The sequence below is a fragment of the Brevundimonas sp. genome (assembly GCF_018608325.1).
Lineage (GTDB): Bacteria > Pseudomonadota > Alphaproteobacteria > Caulobacterales > Caulobacteraceae > Brevundimonas.
This window is the reverse complement of sequence record NZ_JABAZW010000166.1, coordinates 28,333-46,106: the sequence shown is the minus strand read 5'-3', so window position 1 is coordinate 46,106 and position 17,774 is coordinate 28,333. Positions and strand designations below refer to the sequence as shown.

The 17,774-nt window shown below is 64.4% G+C and carries 21 protein-coding genes; 6 read left to right on the top strand and 15 right to left on the bottom strand.

Features of this window, described 5'->3' with window-relative positions; all coding sequences use genetic code 11:
• Nucleotides 1–41: 41 nt before the first annotated feature.
• From dxs to QZ281_RS16830, 6 genes are all read right to left on the bottom strand, one after another.
• Nucleotides 42–1,955, bottom strand: a complete 1,914-nt coding sequence (gene dxs, locus QZ281_RS16855) for a 1-deoxy-D-xylulose-5-phosphate synthase (RefSeq protein ID WP_292230379.1) — start codon at nt 1,953–1,955, stop codon at nt 42–44.
• 54 nt (nt 1,956–2,009) lie between these two features.
• The gene (locus QZ281_RS16850; protein ID WP_292230377.1) at nt 2,010–2,882 is read right to left on the bottom strand and encodes a polyprenyl synthetase family protein; all 873 of its coding nucleotides are present in this window, start codon (nt 2,880–2,882) and stop codon (nt 2,010–2,012) included.
• A gap of 38 nt (nt 2,883–2,920) precedes the next feature.
• Nucleotides 2,921–3,271, bottom strand: coding sequence for a tRNA-binding protein (locus QZ281_RS16845; RefSeq protein WP_292230371.1), 351 nt, complete (start codon nt 3,269–3,271; stop codon nt 2,921–2,923).
• On the bottom strand, nt 3,268–3,519 hold the full coding sequence (locus tag QZ281_RS16840; protein WP_292230368.1) for an exodeoxyribonuclease VII small subunit: 252 nt from the start codon (nt 3,517–3,519) through the stop codon (nt 3,268–3,270). Before QZ281_RS16840 ends, QZ281_RS16845 begins: the two co-directional genes overlap by 4 nt.
• 48 nt (nt 3,520–3,567) lie before the next feature.
• Nucleotides 3,568–4,230, bottom strand: a complete 663-nt coding sequence (locus QZ281_RS16835) for a histidine phosphatase family protein (protein ID WP_292230366.1) — start codon at nt 4,228–4,230, stop codon at nt 3,568–3,570.
• 167 nt (nt 4,231–4,397) lie between these two features.
• On the bottom strand, nt 4,398–4,781 hold the full coding sequence (locus QZ281_RS16830) for a helix-turn-helix domain-containing protein (protein ID WP_292230364.1): 384 nt from the start codon (nt 4,779–4,781) through the stop codon (nt 4,398–4,400).
• Between the two features lie 90 nt (nt 4,782–4,871).
• Here QZ281_RS16830 and QZ281_RS16825 point away from each other — a divergent pair, with 90 nt between their 5' ends.
• Genes QZ281_RS16825 through QZ281_RS16805 form a run of 5 tightly spaced genes read left to right on the top strand, consistent with a single transcriptional unit; the run spans nt 4,872 to nt 8,887 of the window.
• Entirely contained in the window at nt 4,872–5,873 is a 1,002-nt protein-coding gene (locus QZ281_RS16825; protein WP_292230363.1) for a zinc-binding alcohol dehydrogenase family protein, read from the top strand.
• Nucleotides 5,874–5,888: 15 nt separating this feature from the next.
• A complete protein-coding gene (locus QZ281_RS16820; protein ID WP_292230361.1) occupies nt 5,889–6,416 on the top strand; it encodes a GNAT family N-acetyltransferase in 528 nt (175 codons plus the stop codon).
• 49 nt (nt 6,417–6,465) lie between these two features.
• On the top strand, nt 6,466–7,134 hold the full coding sequence (locus QZ281_RS16815; RefSeq protein ID WP_292230360.1) for a hypothetical protein: 669 nt from the start codon (nt 6,466–6,468) through the stop codon (nt 7,132–7,134).
• A 28-nt stretch (nt 7,135–7,162) separates the two neighbouring features.
• Nucleotides 7,163–8,341, top strand: a complete 1,179-nt coding sequence (locus QZ281_RS16810) for a VWA domain-containing protein (RefSeq protein WP_292230358.1) — start codon at nt 7,163–7,165, stop codon at nt 8,339–8,341.
• Between the two features lie 42 nt (nt 8,342–8,383).
• On the top strand, nt 8,384–8,887 hold the full coding sequence (locus tag QZ281_RS16805) for a hypothetical protein (RefSeq protein ID WP_292230357.1): 504 nt from the start codon (nt 8,384–8,386) through the stop codon (nt 8,885–8,887).
• 60 nt (nt 8,888–8,947) lie between these two features.
• Here the strand turns inward: QZ281_RS16805 and QZ281_RS16800 are convergent, their stop codons facing one another.
• The 5 genes from QZ281_RS16800 to QZ281_RS16780 all read right to left on the bottom strand — a co-directional run bounded on the left by QZ281_RS16800 (nt 8,948) and on the right by QZ281_RS16780 (nt 12,517).
• On the bottom strand, nt 8,948–9,124 hold the full coding sequence (locus QZ281_RS16800; protein ID WP_292230355.1) for a CsbD family protein: 177 nt from the start codon (nt 9,122–9,124) through the stop codon (nt 8,948–8,950).
• 84 nt (nt 9,125–9,208) lie between these two features.
• The gene (locus tag QZ281_RS16795; protein WP_292230353.1) at nt 9,209–9,652 is read right to left on the bottom strand and encodes an NUDIX domain-containing protein; all 444 of its coding nucleotides are present in this window, start codon (nt 9,650–9,652) and stop codon (nt 9,209–9,211) included.
• A gap of 14 nt (nt 9,653–9,666) precedes the next feature.
• On the bottom strand, nt 9,667–10,707 hold the full coding sequence (locus QZ281_RS16790) for a histidine kinase dimerization/phosphoacceptor domain -containing protein (protein WP_292230351.1): 1,041 nt from the start codon (nt 10,705–10,707) through the stop codon (nt 9,667–9,669).
• On the bottom strand, nt 10,704–11,129 hold the full coding sequence (locus QZ281_RS16785) for a response regulator (RefSeq protein WP_292230349.1): 426 nt from the start codon (nt 11,127–11,129) through the stop codon (nt 10,704–10,706). Before QZ281_RS16785 ends, QZ281_RS16790 begins: the two co-directional genes overlap by 4 nt.
• Complete coding sequence (locus QZ281_RS16780) at nt 11,126–12,517, bottom strand: CHASE3 domain-containing protein (protein ID WP_292230347.1); 1,392 nt, start codon at nt 12,515–12,517, stop codon at nt 11,126–11,128. Before QZ281_RS16780 ends, QZ281_RS16785 begins: the two co-directional genes overlap by 4 nt.
• Before the next feature lie 16 nt (nt 12,518–12,533).
• Here QZ281_RS16780 and QZ281_RS16775 point away from each other — a divergent pair, with 16 nt between their 5' ends.
• Complete coding sequence (locus tag QZ281_RS16775; protein WP_292230345.1) at nt 12,534–12,680, top strand: hypothetical protein; 147 nt, start codon at nt 12,534–12,536, stop codon at nt 12,678–12,680.
• A gap of 159 nt (nt 12,681–12,839) precedes the next feature.
• Here the strand turns inward: QZ281_RS16775 and flhA are convergent, their stop codons facing one another.
• The 4 genes from flhA to fliN form a co-directional block, all read right to left on the bottom strand.
• A complete protein-coding gene (flhA, locus tag QZ281_RS16770; RefSeq protein ID WP_292230375.1) occupies nt 12,840–14,927 on the bottom strand; it encodes a flagellar biosynthesis protein FlhA in 2,088 nt (695 codons plus the stop codon).
• 10 nt (nt 14,928–14,937) lie between these two features.
• On the bottom strand, nt 14,938–15,834 hold the full coding sequence (bla, locus tag QZ281_RS16765; RefSeq protein WP_292230343.1) for a class A beta-lactamase: 897 nt from the start codon (nt 15,832–15,834) through the stop codon (nt 14,938–14,940).
• A gap of 1 nt (nt 15,835) precedes the next feature.
• Entirely contained in the window at nt 15,836–17,260 is a 1,425-nt protein-coding gene (locus QZ281_RS16760) for a sigma-54 dependent transcriptional regulator (protein ID WP_292230341.1), read from the bottom strand.
• 74 nt (nt 17,261–17,334) lie between these two features.
• Nucleotides 17,335–17,667 carry a flagellar motor switch protein FliN gene (gene fliN, locus QZ281_RS16755; RefSeq protein WP_292230339.1) on the bottom strand — a complete coding sequence of 111 codons (333 nt, stop codon included), beginning with the start codon at nt 17,665–17,667 and terminating at the stop codon, nt 17,335–17,337.
• Between the last annotated feature and the right edge of the window lie 107 nt (nt 17,668–17,774).

The following is a 17,774-nucleotide window of genomic DNA, read 5'->3' as shown; positions in this document are numbered from 1 at the left end:
CCGCAATGGGCGGCGGCGGATTTGACATCCGCCGCTAGACGTCAGGCCCGCGCCGCCCGTGTCGCATCGACACCCAGGGCCGTCAGGGACGCCGCTGCGATATGTTCGGCGTTCAGACCGGCCTGGGCGTACATAGCGACCGGCGAATCCTGATCCTGGAAAATGTCCGGCAGGTTCAGGGTGCGCACCTTCAGGCCGCGATCCAGCGCGCCCTTCTCGGCCAGCAGTTGCAGCACAAAGGCGCCGAAGCCGCCCATGGCGCCCTCTTCCACCGTAATCAGGCACTCATGCTCGCGGGCCAGACGCAGGATCAGGTCGGCGTCCAGCGGCTTGGCGAAACGGGCGTCCGCCACCGTCGCCGACACGCCCTTGGCCGCCAGCAGGTCCGCCGCCTTCAACGATTCCTGCAGGCGTGTGCCCAGCGACAGGATGGCCACCGAGGTGCCTTCGCGCACGATCCGGCCCTTGCCGATCTCCAGCGGCGCGGCCAGTTCCGGGATCTCCACGCCCACGCCATCACCGCGCGGATAGCGGAAGGCGCTGGGGCGGTCGTCGATGGCCAGAGACGTCGATATCATCGCCGCCAGTTCGGCCTCGTCCGCCGCCGCCATCAGCACCATGCCGGGCAGCGCGCCCATGAAGCCGATGTCGAACGATCCCGCATGGGTCGAGCCGTCGGCCCCGACGAGACCGGCCCGGTCCATGGCGAAGCGCACAGGCAGGGACTGGATGGCCACGTCGTGGACCACCTGGTCGTAACCGCGCTGCAGGAAGGTGGAATAGATGGCGCAGACCGGCTTCATCCCATCCGCCGCCAGACCAGCCGCAAAGGTCACCGCGTGTTGTTCGGCGATGCCGACATCATAGGTCCGCTCGGGGAAGGCCTGACCGAACAGGTCCAGACCCGTGCCGCTGGGCATGGCCGCCGTGATCGCCACCACCGACGGGTCGATCTGGGCGTGTTTGATCAGCTCGGTGCCGAACACCTTGGTGTAGCTGGGCGTGTTCGAGATCGGCTTGGCCTGTTTGCCCGACACCACGTCGAACTTGACCACGGCATGCAGCTTGTCGGCGCTGGACTCGGCGGGCGCATAGCCCTTGCCCTTCTGCGTCACGACATGAACCAGCACGGGCCGGTCCTCGATGGCCGCCGCCTTCTTCAGGATTGGCACCAGATTATCCATGTCGTGCCCGTCGATCGGCCCGACATAATAGAAGCCCAGTTCCTCGAAGAAGGTGCCGCCGGTCACCATGCCGCGCGCATATTCCTCGGCCTTCTTGGCCGCCTTGCGGAAGGGGCGCGGCAGGTGCTGCGCCACTGATTTACCCAGCCGCCTCACGTTCTGATAGGCGCCGCCCGACACCAGACCGGCCAGATAGGCGCTCATTCCGCCGACCGGGGGCGCAATCGACATGTCGTTGTCGTTCAGAATGACCATCAGTTGCCCGCTGGTCGCCTCGGCGGCGTTGTTCATCGCCTCATAGGCCATGCCGGCCGACATGGAGCCGTCGCCGATCACGGCCACAACCCGGTTCTTCTCGCCCTTCTGGTCGCGCGCGGCGGCGAAGCCCAGGGCGGCACTGATCGAGGTCGAGGCGTGGGCCGCGCCGAACGGATCGTATTCGCTCTCGCTGCGCTTGGTGAAGCCGGACAGGCCGCCGCCCTGACGCAGGGTGCGGATGCGGTCGCGACGTCCGGTCAGGATCTTGTGCGGATAGCACTGGTGCCCAACGTCCCAGATCAGGATGTCCTTGGGCGTCTCGAACACATGGTGCAGCGCCGTGGTCAGCTCGACCACGCCCAGACCCGCGCCCAGATGCCCACCCGTGACCGACACAGCGTCGATCGTCTCGATCCGAACCTCATTCGCCAGCTGCTTCAGCTGGGCGATATCGAAGCTCCGCATGTCAGCGGGAATTTTGACGGTGTCGAGCAGGGGGGTGTCAGGCATCAGCGGAACCTTGAAGGTCTTCTTGTCGTAACCCGCATCCACGGGTCAGGTTTCCTATCAGGACCGACGCTTTAATACAAAGTCCACGCTCGCCTTAAGGGTTTCGGCCTCCTGGCCGAACGGTTCGAGATGCGACCGCGCCTGATCGGCCAGATGTGCGACCCGTTGTCGCGCCGCCTCGACGCCCAGCAGGGTGACGAAGTTGGTCTTGCCCAGGGCCGCGTCCTTGCCGCCCGCCGCCTTGCCCATTTCCTCGGGCGTGCCCTCGACGTCCAGCAGATCGTCGACGATCTGATAGGCCAGACCCACGTCGTGCGAGAAGCTGATCAGTGCGTGCTGATGCTGGGCCGAAGCGTCGGCGATGATCAGCGGAATCTCGAAGGCATAGGCGAACAGGGCGCCCGTCTTCAGGCGCTGCATCCGCGCCACACCGCCCAGATCGTCACGCACGCCCAACAGGTCGATCATCTGACCGCCCGCCATGCCGCGCGCACCCGACGCCAGCGACAGTCGCGCCGCCAGTTCGCAACGGACAGCCGCGTCCTCATGCGTGTCCTCATGCAGGATGATGTCAAACGCCGCTGTCTGCAGCGCATCCCCCGCCAGCACCGCCGTGGCCTCATCATAGGCGCGGTGTACGGTCGGGCGCCCCCGACGGATATCGTCATCGTCCATGCACGGCAGGTCGTCGTGGACCAGACTATAGGCGTGGACGCATTCCAGGGCGCAGGCGGCGCGCAGCACCGAACGTTCGTCGATATCGAACAGCCGTGCGGCCTCCAGCGCAAAGAACGGGCGCAGCCGCTTGCCCGGCCCCAGCGCGGCATAGCGCATGGCCTCGGTCAGGCGCGATTCCGGGCCTTCCGCGCGCGGCAGCAGTTCGTCCAGCGCCACCGTCACCAGATCGGCGACCTCTGCGACCCGGTCGATGACTGCCTGCTCAGGCGAGTTTGCAGCGATTACGTGGGTCAAAACAGTCGCCCGCCCAAAGGAAGTTCACGATCCACCCCGACCAGAACGACCTCGCCGTCTGCATCGGGAAAGCCCAGGGTCAGGACTTCGGACTTCACCGGCCCGATCTGACGCGGCGGGAAATTGACCACGGCGGCGACCTTGCGGCCTTCCAACTGTTCGATGGTGTAGTGACGGGTGATCTGAGCCGAGGACTTCTTGATCCCGATCTCAGGCCCGAAATCGATCTGCAGCTTGAACGCCGGCTTGCGCGCCTCAGGGAAGGGCTCGGCCTTGACGATCTGGCCCACGCGGATGTCGACCTTCAGGAAGTCGTCAAAGCCGATGATGTCGGCGATGCCGCTCATTCGAACGACGCCGGCTCGACGCCCTTGGCCTGACCATCCGGGCCGACCACGATCTTTTCGACACGCAGTTGCGCCGCCTTCAGACGCGCCTCGCAGTGCGCCTTCAGCTTTGCGCCTTCCTCATAGAGGGCAATCGATTCTTCCAGCGGCGCCTGGCCCGATTCCAGGCGCGAGACGATGGTTTCCAGACGCTGCAGGGCGTCTTCGAAGCTGAGATCGGCGGGGATGGCGGCGGCGGTGTCGGTCATGGCGGCGGACCCTAAAGGGGGTCGCCGGTCGCATCAATCTCCGATGCGTTATCGCTTCTCGTATCGGCGCTGCGACCAGTATTTGAAGCCCTGGTTCTGAACCAGTTTCCAGCCGCTGACCTTCAACCGTGCGCCGACCATGTGGTTGAAATAGCCGTGGGCGAAAACCAGCACGTCCTCGCCGTTTTCAGCGCGTGCGATCAGCTTCTGCGCCGCCTGTTCGGCCCGGGCCTCGGCCTCGACGCGGGTTTCCTGACCACCGTGGTTGTTGAAGGCGTGCCACCAGAAGCGCGACACCACCCCCCACCAGCGTGGCGACAGCTTGAACCAGTTCGGGAACGGCGGCGGCGGCAGCGGCGCCTCGATGAACATGACGTCCGTCACCACTTCGCGCCCGGCGGCGGCGGCGGCGGCGGTTTCCTGCGCGCGCAGACGGGTCGAGGCGTAGATGACCCCTGCACCCTGCGCGGTCGCCATCAGGGCGTCGGGCGGGGTCTGACCGGCCAGCAGGCCGCCGATCTCGTATCGAGCCCACCAGTCGCCGTACTCACGCGCCGTGATCATGCATTTGCGCGACAGGGCCGGTTCGCCGTGGCGGGTCAGGATGATGGCGCCGGGCCGCACGGCGGCCAGCGCACCGGACGACGCGGTCGACTTCTGGTGCGACACGGACGGTTCGGTCGAATCGAGGGACAGGGCGGGAACAGACATGACGAGCGGACGAACCTTTATTCTCAAGGCTTTATGCGTCCTCAGTCCTCCCCCAGCGTGGCAATATACGCGGCCGCAATGCGACCTTATCCGCTAAGGTGGTAACCGCCCTCGCGCCCCGACACAACCTCGCCTTAACACTGGCATTGCACAGCCGTGTGAACAGTTCAGCCCTTGCCGTCGTAGGCCGTCGCCCCTTCGAGCCTCAGATGCGCCTCGCCCCAGGTTTTCAGGGCGGCGATGACGGGCGCCAACTGCATCCCGGCGTGGGTCAGACGGTACTCCACCTTGGGCGGCACCTCGGCATAGACGGTGCGCAGCACCAGCCCCGCCGCCTCCAGCTCCCGCAACTGTTTGGTCAGCATCCGCTGGGTGATGCCCGGCGTGAACCGTTTCAGCGCATTGAACCGCAGCGTTCCGTCCAGCAGGTGAAAGATGATGATTCCCTTCCACTTGCCGCCGATCAGGTCCAGCGCCGCATCCACGACGCACTCTTCCTGAGTCACGCTGCGCAGGGGAATGCCTTTGGTCTGGGCGTTCACAGTATACATTTGGGTACTACATACCAAAAATGAGCGTTCTTGCGGTGATGATACCATAGGCCGATCTGTGTCGCGACGAGACAGCCACAGGAGATCGTCATGAAAGCCATCGGCACGGCAGGGCCACGCCCCATCACAGATTCCTCCGCCCTGATCGCCTTTGACGCCCCCGAGCCGACCCTGCGTCCCCGCGACCTGTTGGTTCAGGTCAAAGCCGTCGGCCTGAACCCCGCAGACGCCAAGGTACGCAGCCGTCCTGTCGATGGCGATCAGCCCGTCATTCTGGGTTTCGACGCTGCGGGCATCGTCATCGGCGTCGGTTCCGAGGTCAGTCTGTTCAAGGTCGGCGACGAGGTCTTCTACGCCGGTCAGATCGACCGCCCCGGCTCCAACGCCGAACGTCAGGCGGTGGATGAAAAGATCGTCGGCCTCAAACCCAAATCCCTGACCTTTGCAGAGGCCGCCGCCCTGCCCCTGACGGCGATCACGGCGTGGGAGTTGCTGTTCGACCGTATGAAGGCCGGACGCGACGAGGATGAAACCCTGCTGGTCGTCGGCGGTGCAGGCGGCGTCGGTTCAGCCCTGATCCAGATCGCCCGCGCCACGACAAAGCTGCGCGTCGTCGCCACCGCCTCGCGCCCCGAAACCCGACAATGGAGCCTCGATCTGGGCGCCCACGCCGTCATCGACCATTCCGGCCCCATCGACGAAGCCCTGACCGCTGCTGGCGAACGCGCGCCCAAATACATCGCCTCCTTGACCCAGACGCCCAGGCATTTCTCAGCCCTCGCCCGCGCGATCGCCGTCCAGGGCGTCATCGGCGCTATCGACGACGCGACCGGCGTTGCCGTCTCTGAACTTCAGTACAAGGCGGCAGGCTTCGTCTGGGAGGTCATGTTCGTCCGCCCGGTCCACCAGACGCCAGACATGGTCGCGCAACACAATCTGCTGACGGAGGTGTCGCGCCTCGTCGATGCGGGCGCCATCCGCACCACCCTGACCAAAAACCTCGGTCCGCTGACACCGCAGTCGCTGCAGGAGGGGCACAGACTGATGGAAAGCGGCGCAACCATCGGCAAGGTCGCCTTGGACGGCATCTGACGCTATGGGCGGGTCATGACCGAGCCTGTGATCCGCCCCGCCCGCCTCGAAGACGCCGCCGCCCTGGGGGCGCTGGGTCGCCAGACCTTCATCGACACCTTCGTCACCGGGTTCGGCATCCCCTACCCCAAGGCGGATCTGGAGGCGTTTCTGGACGCCAACTTCGATCTGGCGCCGATGCAGAAGAAACTGGTCGAACCGGGCTGCGCCTGGTGGGTGGCCGACCGAGACGGCGAACTGCTGGCCTTCGCCAACACCGGCCCCAACGGCCTGCCCCATCCCGACGCGCAGCCGACCCACATGGAGTTGCGCCGTCTCTATGTCGCCAAGACCGCGCAGGGTCTGGGCCTCGGCACCAAACTGCTGACGCTGGCGCTGGAATGGATGCAGGCCAATACCGACGGGCCGCTGTGGATCGGCGTCTGGAGCGGCAACCTGAAGGCCCAGAAACTGTACGGCGCCTATGGCTTCGAGAAGGCCGGAGAATACCGCTACCCCGTCGGCGACTGGTTCGATGACGAGGTCATCTTGCGGCGCAGATAGACGTTCGCCGAACCGCGTGCTCTTCTTTCAAAAACAGGAGGAGTTCAGGGTGTTCCACCGCGTCGCTGCAATCGCTCTCACGCTGGCCGCCTGTTCTGCAGCGGCCCATTCTCAGGACGTGACACCCGCCGAGAAACCGCCCACGATTGAAGAAATCGCCGCGGCCCGGTCCTACGCCGACCAGTTGATTGCGACGGCCAACGCGGCGCGTCACTTCGAGAACATCACCACCGACGCAAGCCCAATGGTCCGCCACAATGCCAGCGGCATGACGTGCGCCTTCTCGAACCCCGAGTATGACAAGATCACCATCTATCCCGCTCAGGGCTCGATAAGAGAAGGCGACGATGTGGGTTGCAATACCCGCCTGCTGGAAGTCGACTTCAGCAACTACGCCACACGCTACGCGCGTCAGTTCAGCGAAGAGGCTGTAATTCAGGACGCCATGCGCGCGATCGTGCAGCGATGGCCGGGAGCAAAACCCCGTACCGAGGGGCTGATGACGGCCACCATCAACAAAGCGCCGCCTCAAAGGATCGCTGCCTATGACATCGAGGTTGGCGACCGTCCCATGCTCACCCTGGTTCTGGTGACGCACCAGGGCGAATGGAGCTTCAAGGGGCGTGTGACTGGTCCCTCGCAAGGGGATACGCCGACAAACCTGTTGGGCGCGATCATGTTCTCGCGCAGCCTGCCAGCGGAGAAAACCACTCCCTAAAGCCTGCACTTTGCGGCATTAAGAGCCCATGCTCCTGCCCTTCTTCTCCGCCCTGCGTGACGCCAAGGTTCCGGTGTCGATGAAGGAATGGCTCCATCTGATGGAGGCCATGGACCGCGATGTCGCCGGGCGCGAGGTCGAGGCCTTTTACCACCTGTCGCGCGCCGTTCTGGTCAAGGACGAGAAACACTACGACCGCTTCGATCAGGTGTTCGGCACGGTGTTCAAGGGCATCGAGACGGTCGGCGCGGGCGAAGACCTGACCACCGACATTCCCGAAGACTGGCTGCGGCTGCTGAACGAAAAATACCTGACCGACGAGGAGAAGGCCCAGATCGAGGCCATGGGCGGTTTCGAAAAGCTGATGGAGACGCTGAAAGAGCGGCTCGAAGAACAGCACAAACGCCACGAAGGCGGCTCCAAGTGGATCGGCACAGGCGGAACCAGCCCCTTCGGCCACGGCGGCTATAACCCCGAGGGCGTGCGGATCGGCGGGCCGGGTCGGCATGGCCGTGCGGTCAAGGTCTGGGAAAAACGCGAGTTCAAGAACCTGGACGACACCGTCGAACTGGGCACCCGCAACATCAAGGTCGCCCTGCGCCGTCTGCGCCGTTTCGCGCGGCAAGGCGCGGCGGACGAACTGGACATCGACGGCACCATCGACGGCACCGCGCGTCAGGGCTGGCTGGACATCCAGATGCGGCCCGAGCGGCGCAATACGATCAAGGTTCTACTGTTCCTGGACATCGGCGGCTCGATGGACGGCCATATCAAGATGGTCGAGGAGTTGTTCTCGGCGGCCAAGACCGAGTTCAAGAACCTGGAGTTCTTCTACTTCCACAACTGCCTCTACGAAGGCGTCTGGAAGGACAATCGCCGCCGTCACACCGAGCGCATCCCCACCTGGGACGTGCTGAACAAATACCCCGGCGACTGGCGCGCCATCTTCGTCGGCGACGCGACCATGTCCCCCTATGAGGTCACCATGCCCGGCGGCTCGGTCGAGCACTGGAACGAAGAGGCCGGGGCTGTCTGGATGAAGCGCGCCCGCCAACAGTGGGAGAAGTCGGTCTGGCTGAACCCCGTCGCCGAACGCTACTGGAGCTACACCGCCTCGGTCGGGCTGCTGAACGAGGTGATGGATCACCGCATGTATCCGCTGACGCTGGAAGGCCTCGACAAGGCCATGCGGGCTCTGACAAGGTGAGTTGAAGCCGGGGGGCTTGCTGTCACCAGAGGGGATTATCCGATGATCGCCGCCGCCTTCGCCATGCTGTTCGCCATGCAGCAGCCCGCCCCGACCATCGTTTGGGAAATGCCTGCGCCTGAAGCCGTCGCACAGGCCCCTGCCCCCGCGCCCCAGCACAATGTGCCCGATTGGGGCGTTGCAGACCCCTTCGGTTTCGAGCGCGCGCGCTGCAATCCGGTCATACGCGGCGACAAGCCGCTGGATGTCTGCCAGGCGGAGGTGCGCACCCAACTGGCCCTGGCCCTGGGCGACAAACTGCCCGACGCCCTGCGCCCTGTCGGCATGGCCGATAACTGCCAGATGCGCAGGAATGAGGCGGACGGATCGGCCTATGCCGTCCTGTGCGCGCCCCCGCCCCGCTCGGCCATCATTTCGTCCGTACCGCAGGAAATGGACTGCCGCAGCCGGCCTGACCGCAGCGGCGGCGGCTTCACCTCCGAATGCCGCCCGGTCGGCGGGACAGAGGAAAAAGGCGCGTCGATCAAACTCTGGGGCAATGACTGACCAGACGCGAAAACGCCGCCCGCTTTCGCGGACGGCGTGTCTGTCATTCAGGAATGACGCTTATTTGCCGCGAAGGGCGTCTTTAGCGCCGCCGACGGCATTCTGGATCTTGCCGGCGACCTGATCGGCCTTGCCTTCGGCTTCCAGCTTGTGGTCGCCCGTGACCTTGCCTGCAGCTTCCTTGATCTTGCCGCCGATGTTCTTTGCGGCGCCTTCGATACGATCGTGATCAGCCATCGGAATTCTCCTGCTTCAGGCGCCGTCGGAATGACGCCGCGTTCCACAAGAAAACGGAGTCGACCTCAGGCCGTTCCGTAAGGCTCAGCTTGCGCGACGCAGCCACACCGCCAGCGCCCAGGCGTGCGAATCATGGCGCAGCCGCGAAAGGGCGAACGTTGGATCCAGCCAGACCAGGGTGTGATCGTCCTCGCAACGGGCGTCCGGGTTCTCGCCCGTCACCTTCACGGTCCAGAAGCCGCCGACGCTCTTGATCGGCTCATTGGTCGAGCGTCGGAAATACTGGGTCGCCTCAGTGATGCGGTTTTCGGGCGTGATGCTCAGGCCGGTTTCCTCAGTGAACTCGCGCACCAGGGCCTGGACCTCGCTTTCCTCCACGTCCACGCCGCCGCCCGGCAGATCGAAATAGGCGCCGTCAGGACGCTCCACCCGCACACAGGCGATCAGGCCGTCACGCTCGGCGATGCCGAACGCCGTGGCCCGATGACGGTACTCAAGAACAGGATTACGAACGCCGAACTGCAACATGAACAGACTGGACCTTAGAGGTCGAACACCAACTGGGCGCGAACGCCCTTGTGGGCGCCATCATATTCGACGCCTGAACGCAGGCCAGACGCCATGGCGGAAATGATCTTGCCGCCAAGACCTGTGCCCTTGGGCTTGCCCAGCCCCAGCCCCGGACCGTCGTCCTCGACCGTCAGGATGGCCCGCCCCTCGTCATTGCTCGACATGCGGATGCGGATTTCCCCGCCCTGCCCCGGCGCATAGGCGTATTTGACGGCGTTGGTGACCAGTTCCGTCACGATCACGCCCAGCGACACCGCCTGATCCGTCGAGACCGACAGGGGCGAGGCCTCCAGGATCAGACGCGGCGAACCATCGTCCGGTCCGATGGACTTGGACAGTTCATCCATCAACCCGTGCAGATATTCGTCCATCGCCACGCGCGACATGTCGCCAGACGTATAGAGACGGCGGTGCACATGGGCGACGGCCTCGATCCGCGCCTGGGATTCCCGCAGCGCATCCTTGGCGCCCTGATCGGACACGTGGCGCATCTGCAGCGACATGAAGCTGGACACCAACTGCAGCGAGTTGCCGACGCGGTGGTTGACCTCGCGCAGCATGGCCTCGGCCCGGTCGCGCGCCAGTCGGATTTCCTCCTGGGCCCGGTCGTTGTCGCGTTGAAGGCGGCGGCGCACAACCGCATCCTCCAGCGCCGAACGCAGCAGGGACGTGAAGTCTTCCGACACATCCTTGATCACATAGTCCGCAGCCCCGGCCCGCAGCGCTGCGACCGCCAGACGGCCTTCCTGCGCGCCCGTCACATAGACGACCGGCGGCGGCGCATTCAGCGCCATGATCTCCGGCAGCACGTCCATGCCGTCGCGGGTGGGCATATAGTGGTCCAGCGCGCAGACGTCGTATTCGAACTGCTTGAGCAGGCTCAGCCCTTCGTCCCCGTCGGAGGCGCAAGTGACCACATATCCTTTACGGCTCAGCTCCTTCTCGACCAGCCGGGACAGACCCCGGTCGTCGTCGATGTAGAGCAGGCGGATGGCGCCAGAGTTTTCGATCACTCCATCTCCGGGGCCTGGATCACCGACAGGAACAGGCCCAGTTGGCGGATCGCGCCGCCAAAGGACTCATAATCCACCGGCTTGGTGATGTAGACGTTGCAACCCAGATCGTAGCAGCGCTGGATTTCGACCTTATCGTCCGTGGTGGTCAGAACAACGACGGGCGCGCGGCGCAGACGATCATTGCCCTTCACCTTCTCCAGAATGTCGGTTCCCGACATGTCTGGAAGGTTCAAATCCAGAAGGATGAGCAATGGCCCATTAGTCAACACCTCTTCACTGAAGAGATACTCAAGCGCCGCACCGCCTTCATCGAAATGCTTGATTTCGTTATTGATATTCGCGCGACGAATATTCTTTTCGATCAGCTTGGCGTGGCCGTGGTCGTCTTCGACCATGACGATTTTGACAGGATGCGTCACAGCGCGGCTCCAGGTTCTGACAGATTCAGTCGTTTGGGGAATTTCAGAAGGAAAGTCGAGCCCTTGCCAAGCTCGGACTCAACATCGATCGTGCCGCCGATCCGACGAACACTATTACGCACAAAGGCCAGCCCCAGTCCTTCGCCGGTTCGGTCTTGTTTACCTGAGCGCCTGAACAGCTCGAATATCCGTTCATGGTCACGCGGTGCGATCCCGCGACCATTATCAGCGATGCGATAGACGATAAAATTGCCGGCCACCTCTTCACCAGAGACCACGATCTCGCCGGGGCGCTCCAAATCCAAATATTTAACAGCGTTATCAATCAAATTGCCGACAATCTGTTCCATCGAAAGGCGGTCGCTTTCGATGGTCGGCATTTTCTGGACCGTGATTTTGGCTCCAGAGGCTTCGGTCTGGTGGTGCACGCTGTTGGCGATCGCCTGGGCCATCGCCGTCATGTCCAGCGTCTCGGGCAGCAGGTTGCGCCGCCCTTCGCGTGACAGTTTCAGGATGGCGTTGATCAGCCGGTCCATCTTCTCGGTTGAGGCGCGGATGAAGCCGATGGCCTCGGGCATGTCCTCACGGACGGCCAGCACGACCTCCTTGTCGACCTCGCGCTCCTTCTCGGCCTCGGCGATGGCCTTCTCGACGATCTTGCCTGCCTGCTCCAGTTCCGAGGTGTAGCCCATCACATTGACCAAGGGCGCACGCAGGTCGTGGCTGACGATATAGGCGAAGCGCTGGATTTCTTCGTTGGCGCGCATCAGGTCGCCGGTCCGCTCCTGCACCGTCGCCTCCAGCCCCACGTTCAGCGCATCGACCTGTTCGCGCGCCTCTTGGATTTCCGCGACGTATCGGCGAACCATCCAGGCCGACAGGATCGCCAGGACCACGACCAGAATCGCGGCCAGCGCATCCATGATCACCGTCACCACGCCCGACTGCTGGGACGAGCGGGTCCGTTCGGCGATGCGGTTGGATTTGGCCTCGTCGAACTGATCCACAGTGGTGCGCATATCATCCATGAAGCGCTTGCCCTCGCCCGAGCGCACCGACTGGATGGCCTCGCCGATCCGCCCCTCACGCGCCATGGCCAGGGTCACGTCCATCTCACCGAACTTATTGTCCGCCAGACTGTGCATGCGCGTCACATAGGCGTTCAGTTCAGGGTCCTTGGCCGCCGCCTCCTCCAGGAAGACCAGCGCCGGCTCCATGTCCTGACGGGCCTCTTCAAACGGCTGCAGGAACTCGCTGCGCCCCGTCAGAAGAAAGCCGCGTTGCGCCGTTTCCGCGTCCAGCATGGCGATCATCACCGTGCGCGACGCCCGCCGCATCAACTGGGCGTGCTCGATGGCGGCGTTCACCTTGGCCGTGCGCTGAATCATCACAAAGGTGCCGATATTGACCACCAGCAGCAACGCAAAAGCCAGCACCAGCAAGGCCGTGATCGACCGAACCAGCGACGGCGTCCGCAGAAAATCGCTGAAGCGCGACAAGCTCAAGCTTGGTTTGGTTGTCATCGGCGAAGCATTAGCGTTGCTGCGGTGAAGGTCAAACACGGGTTGTGCGACACGGGGCTCTGTCCCCAGTCAAACCCATTCAGGTTAAGGCTTGCTGACAGCAACTGACGAATGTGACCCACACACGTCACGGATTTGCATTTTCGACAAGCGAGCCCGACCAATCATCGGCCCACAACCAGAGCGATCAGACCTGCCCCAGCGTCCTCAGCCTGGCCTTGGGATGGATCTCGTTCTGGCTCATCACCACGGTCTGGCCGCGGAAGCGCTCGATGATCGAACGGACATAGGGGCGGGTCTGCGGTCCGGTCAGCAGCACCGGGTTCTCGCCCATCATCGCCACCCGCTCGAAGGTGTCACGCACCGAGCGGATGAAGTCCTGCAGCCGTGACGGCGCCATCGCCAGCTGCTTGTCCTCGCCGCCGCCGATCAGGCTCTCGGCGAAGGCGGCCTCCCATTCGGGCGACAGGGTCACGATGGGCAGAGCGCCGTCGCCGCCCTGATGCTGCCAGCATAGCTGACGCGCCAGACGGGCGCGGACGTGTTCAACCAGAGTGGTGACGCTGCTGGAATGGGGCGCGGCTTCGGCCAGGCCTTCCAGAATGGCGGGCAGGTCGCGGATCGACACCTTCTCGCGCAGCAGCACCTGAAGCACACGTTGCAGGGTCGTGACCGTGACCACGCTGGGCACCAACTCCTCGACCAGCTTCTTCTCTTCCGGCCCCAGCTCCTTCAGCAACTTCTGCACTTCGCCGTAGGACAGCAGGTCCGCCATATTCTCCTTCAGTATCTCCGTCAGGTGCGTGGTCAGAACCGTGGACGGATCGACCAGCGTATAACCGTGGAAGGTCGCCTCTTCGCGCAGGCTTTCATCGATCCAGGTCGCAGGCAGGCCGAAAGTCGGCTCCCGCATGTGCTCGCCCGGCAGTTCGACCTGACGCCCAGCCGGGTCCATGGCCATCAGGTGGCCCAGACGCACTTCACCGGCGCCCGCATCCATCTCCTTGATACGGATAGAGTAGCCCTGGGTCGGCAGGCGCATATTGTCCAGAATGCGCACCTGCGGCATCACAAAGCCGTACTCCTGCGCCAGCGACCGACGCAGGGCCTTGATCTGATCGGTCAGACGACGCCCTTCCAGATCATTGATCAGGCTCAGCAGGGAATAGCCCAGCTCGATCTTGACCTCGTCGATGGTCAGAACATTGGAGATCGGTTCATCGACTTCGGGCTGCGGCTTGGCGGCCTCGATCTCGGCCTCGGTCGGTTTTGGCTTCAGGCGCTCACGCCCCAGACGCCACGCCATATAGCCTGAGCCCAACGCCAGGGCTGCAAACGGGATCAGCGGCATTCCGGGGATCAGGCCGATCAGGCCCGCGGCCCCGGACACCACGCCCAGCGACACCGGATTGGTGGCCAGTTGCGTGACCAGCGCCTTGTCAGCCGTGCCCTCGACGCCCGCCTTGGACACCAGGAAGCCTGCGGCGATCGAGATGATGATGGCCGGAACCTGGGTCACCAGACCGTCGCCTACCGTCAACTGCACATAGGTGCTGGCGGCCTGAGCGGCGGGCATGCCGTGCTGCAGCGTGCCGATCAGCATCCCGCCGATGACATTGATGAAGGTGATGATCAGGCCCGCCACGGCGTCGCCGCGCACGAACTTGGACGCGCCGTCCATGGCGCCGAAGAAGGTGGATTCCTGCTCCAGCTCCTTGCGGCGCAGCTTGGCGCCTTCTTCGGTGATCAGACCCGACGACAGATCGGCGTCGATGGCCATCTGCTTGCCGGGCATGGAGTCCAGGGTGAAGCGGGCGGACACTTCCGCGATCCGGGTCGACCCCTTGGTGATGACGACAAAGTTCACCACCAGGATGATGGCGAAGATGATCACCCCGATGACGAAGTTGCCGCCCATCATCAGTTGGCCGAAGGCGTTGATGACCTGGCCAGCGGCGTCGTGGCCTTCCTGCCCGTGCGTCAGGATCAGGCGCGTCGAGGCCAGGTTCAGACCCAGCCGGAACAAGGTCGAGACCAGCAGCACTGTCGGGAAGATGGCGAAGTCCAGCGGCCGCTTCATCATCACGGCGGTCATCAGGATCAGCACGCTGGACACCAGCGAGATCGCCAACAGCAGGTCCAGAAGCATTTTCGGAACCGGCAGGATCAGCAGCATGATCACGCCGATCACGCCGACCGCCATCAGGACTTCGCCGCGGTTCAGCCAGCCCAGTACATCGCGCCCGGTGGGACGGGCCATGCCGTCCTTCATCATCACCGGGGTTTCAGTCACGGCCCAGCACCTTCAGGGCGCGTCGGGCCGCGTCGGCGATCACGGCCTCGCGCTGCTCCAGCGTCGCATCGACCGCCTCGGTGAAATAAGCCGCCATGATGATCGGCGCCCCGGTCGGGGGCGTCAGCAGACCGATGTCGTTGGTGGCGCCGTTCGAGCCGGTTCCGGTCTTGTGCGCGATGGTCCAGCCTGCAGGGATCGCCGCCTTCAGCCGGTTCGCCCCCGTCGGCGACGATGTCAGCCACCCCTTCAGCAGGGCGTCCTGCTCGGGCGTCAGCCGCGTGCTGGACGTCATCAGGGCGATATTGGCCAGCGTCTGCTCAGGCAGGCAGGTGTCGCGCGGATCATTGGGCAGGGCGGTGTTCAGGTCCGGCTCCAGGCGCGAAATCAGGGTGGTGGTGTCGCCGAACGTCGGCCACCACGAACGCCATACGGCGATTCCGCCCATTTCCCGGATCAGGATGTTGGCCGCCGGATTATCGCTGACCTCGACCGCCGCCTGCATCAGCTGGCGAATGGTCAGGGTGCGCCCGACGGCCTTTTCGGTCACCGGAGCGTGGGGGATCATATCGGCGGCGGTGATCCGCACCGCACGGTCCAGCTGTTCCTCATCACGCTGGATACGCTCGAAGGTCGCCACCGCCAGGAAGGCCTTGAAGGTCGAGCAATAGGCGAACCGCTCCTGCGACCGCCACAGCAGCCGCCGTCCGCTGCCGATGTCCAGGGCCGCGAAGCCCAACCGCCCGCCGTGCCGCGCCTCCAGATCGGACAGATAGAAGTCCTGCGTCTGCTCGTCCGTCTTGGGCTTATTGCGCTCCGGATAGCAGCCCGCCAACGTCAGCGCGCCAGCGCCGACGATCAACGACCTGCGATCGAAGCCCTTCGCCATGTCAGGCCACGTAGCCTGCGGCCGAAACACCGCTCTGGGGCGCCGGGATCGCCGTGCCCTCGTCAGCGTATTCGTTCAGCTTGTTGCGCAGGGTGCGAATGGAGATGCCCAGGATGTTGGCCGCATGGGTGCGATTGCCCAGGCAGTGATTCAGGGTGTCCAGAATAAGCGTCTTTTCCATCGCCGCCACGGTCTGACCGACAAAGTTGCGGGTCACCGCATCCGCCGCCTGGGCCGCCCGCGCCGCGATCCCGCCGCCGTAGGGGCTTTCATGTCCGACCGACGCCGCATGGCCGGTCATGCCGGACGATGACGGGTTCAGCGGCTGTCCATCCGGCAGCCGGATGGCGTCCACATCGATCTCCGCGCCCGTCGCCAGCAGCACCGCCCGGTGCATGGCGTTCTCCAGCTCACGGACATTGCCCGGCCAGCGGTGCGCGGCGATGGCCTGACGCGCATTGGTGGAGATCGCACGCACCGGCACGCCGTTGGCGGCGGCGTATTTCTTGACGAAATGATCGGCCAGCACGCCGATGTCGCCCGGACGCTCGCGCAAGGACGGCAGGCGCAGGTTCACCACGTTCAGCCGGTACAGCAGGTCCTCCCGGAACACGCCTTCCGCCACAGCCTTGGACAGGTCGCGGTTCGACGTGGCGATGATGCGGATATTGACCGGCACGGGCTTGGAGCCGCCGACCCGGTCGATGACCCGCTCCTGAATGGCGCGCAGCAGCTTGGCCTGCAGCCGGGCGTCCATCTCGCTGATTTCGTCCAGCAGCAGGGTGCCGCCGTCCGCCTCTTCGAACTTGCCGATCCGGCGCGCCACGGCCCCGGTGAAGGCGCCCTTCTCATGGCCGAACAGTTCGGATTCCAGCAGGTTGTCGGGAATGGCCGCGCAGTTGACGCTGATGAAAGGGCGTTCCTTGCGGCGCGAGTTCTCGTGCAGGTAACGGGCCATCACCTCCTTGCCGACGCCGCTCTCGCCGGTGACCAGGATCGAGGCCTCCGAGCGCGCGACCTGATCGGCCAGTTGCAGCACCGCCTTCATTGACGGGTCGGCCGAGATCATCGGCTTTTCGTCGTCCGCCACCGCCGACAGGACGGCGGCGATCAGGTCCGCATCGGGCGGCAGGGGAATGAACTCCTTGGCCCCGGCGCGAATGGCGGCGGCGGCTTCGCGCGCATCGGCGTCGACGCCGAAGGCCACCACCGGCACCGTGATCCGCTCGGCCTCATTGGCCGCGATCAGACCGGCGATATCGAGCTGGTAGTCGACCATCAAGAGGTCAGCCCCCTGCCCGCGACGCAGTTGCTCGGTCGCCTGATCCGCGCGTTCGACGTGATTGACCTTGGCGCCGTGCGCCATGGCCATCTTCACCGCGGAGGCCAGTTGCCCGCTCAGTCTGCCAACCACCAGAAGACGCATTGTTCTTCTCCTCTAATCCCTGTTTCGAACGGGTCGCCCGCTTTTCAGCGAGACGCGATTTCCAAGGAAATCGCTTAGGCGCCGCCGTCCTCAGCCTTCACGATTTCCGTCATGGTGACGCCCAGCCGGTCCTCGACGACGACGACCTCCCCGCGCGCCACCAGACGGTTGTTGACGAAGATGTCGATCGCCTCGCCGACCTTGCGGTCCAGCTCCAGCACCGACCCCCTGTTCAGCTTCAGCAGTTGGGCCACCGACATGTGCGACTTGCCCAGCACCGCCGAGATGTTCACCGGCACGTCAAAGACGGTGGCCAGGTCGGCGGCGGTCTTGTCCCCGCCCTCGTCCAGGGTGGCCAGTTCGGTGGAGGCGGCGAACTCCTCAAGAGCCAGGTCGTCGGACGCCATCAGAATTCGCTCCGGTCGGCTGAAAGGGTTTCGCCATGCCCGGCTTCGGCGGCCAGGGCGGCGGTCAGGGCTTCGGCGACGCGGTCGGCGGAGCCTTGGGGATCATG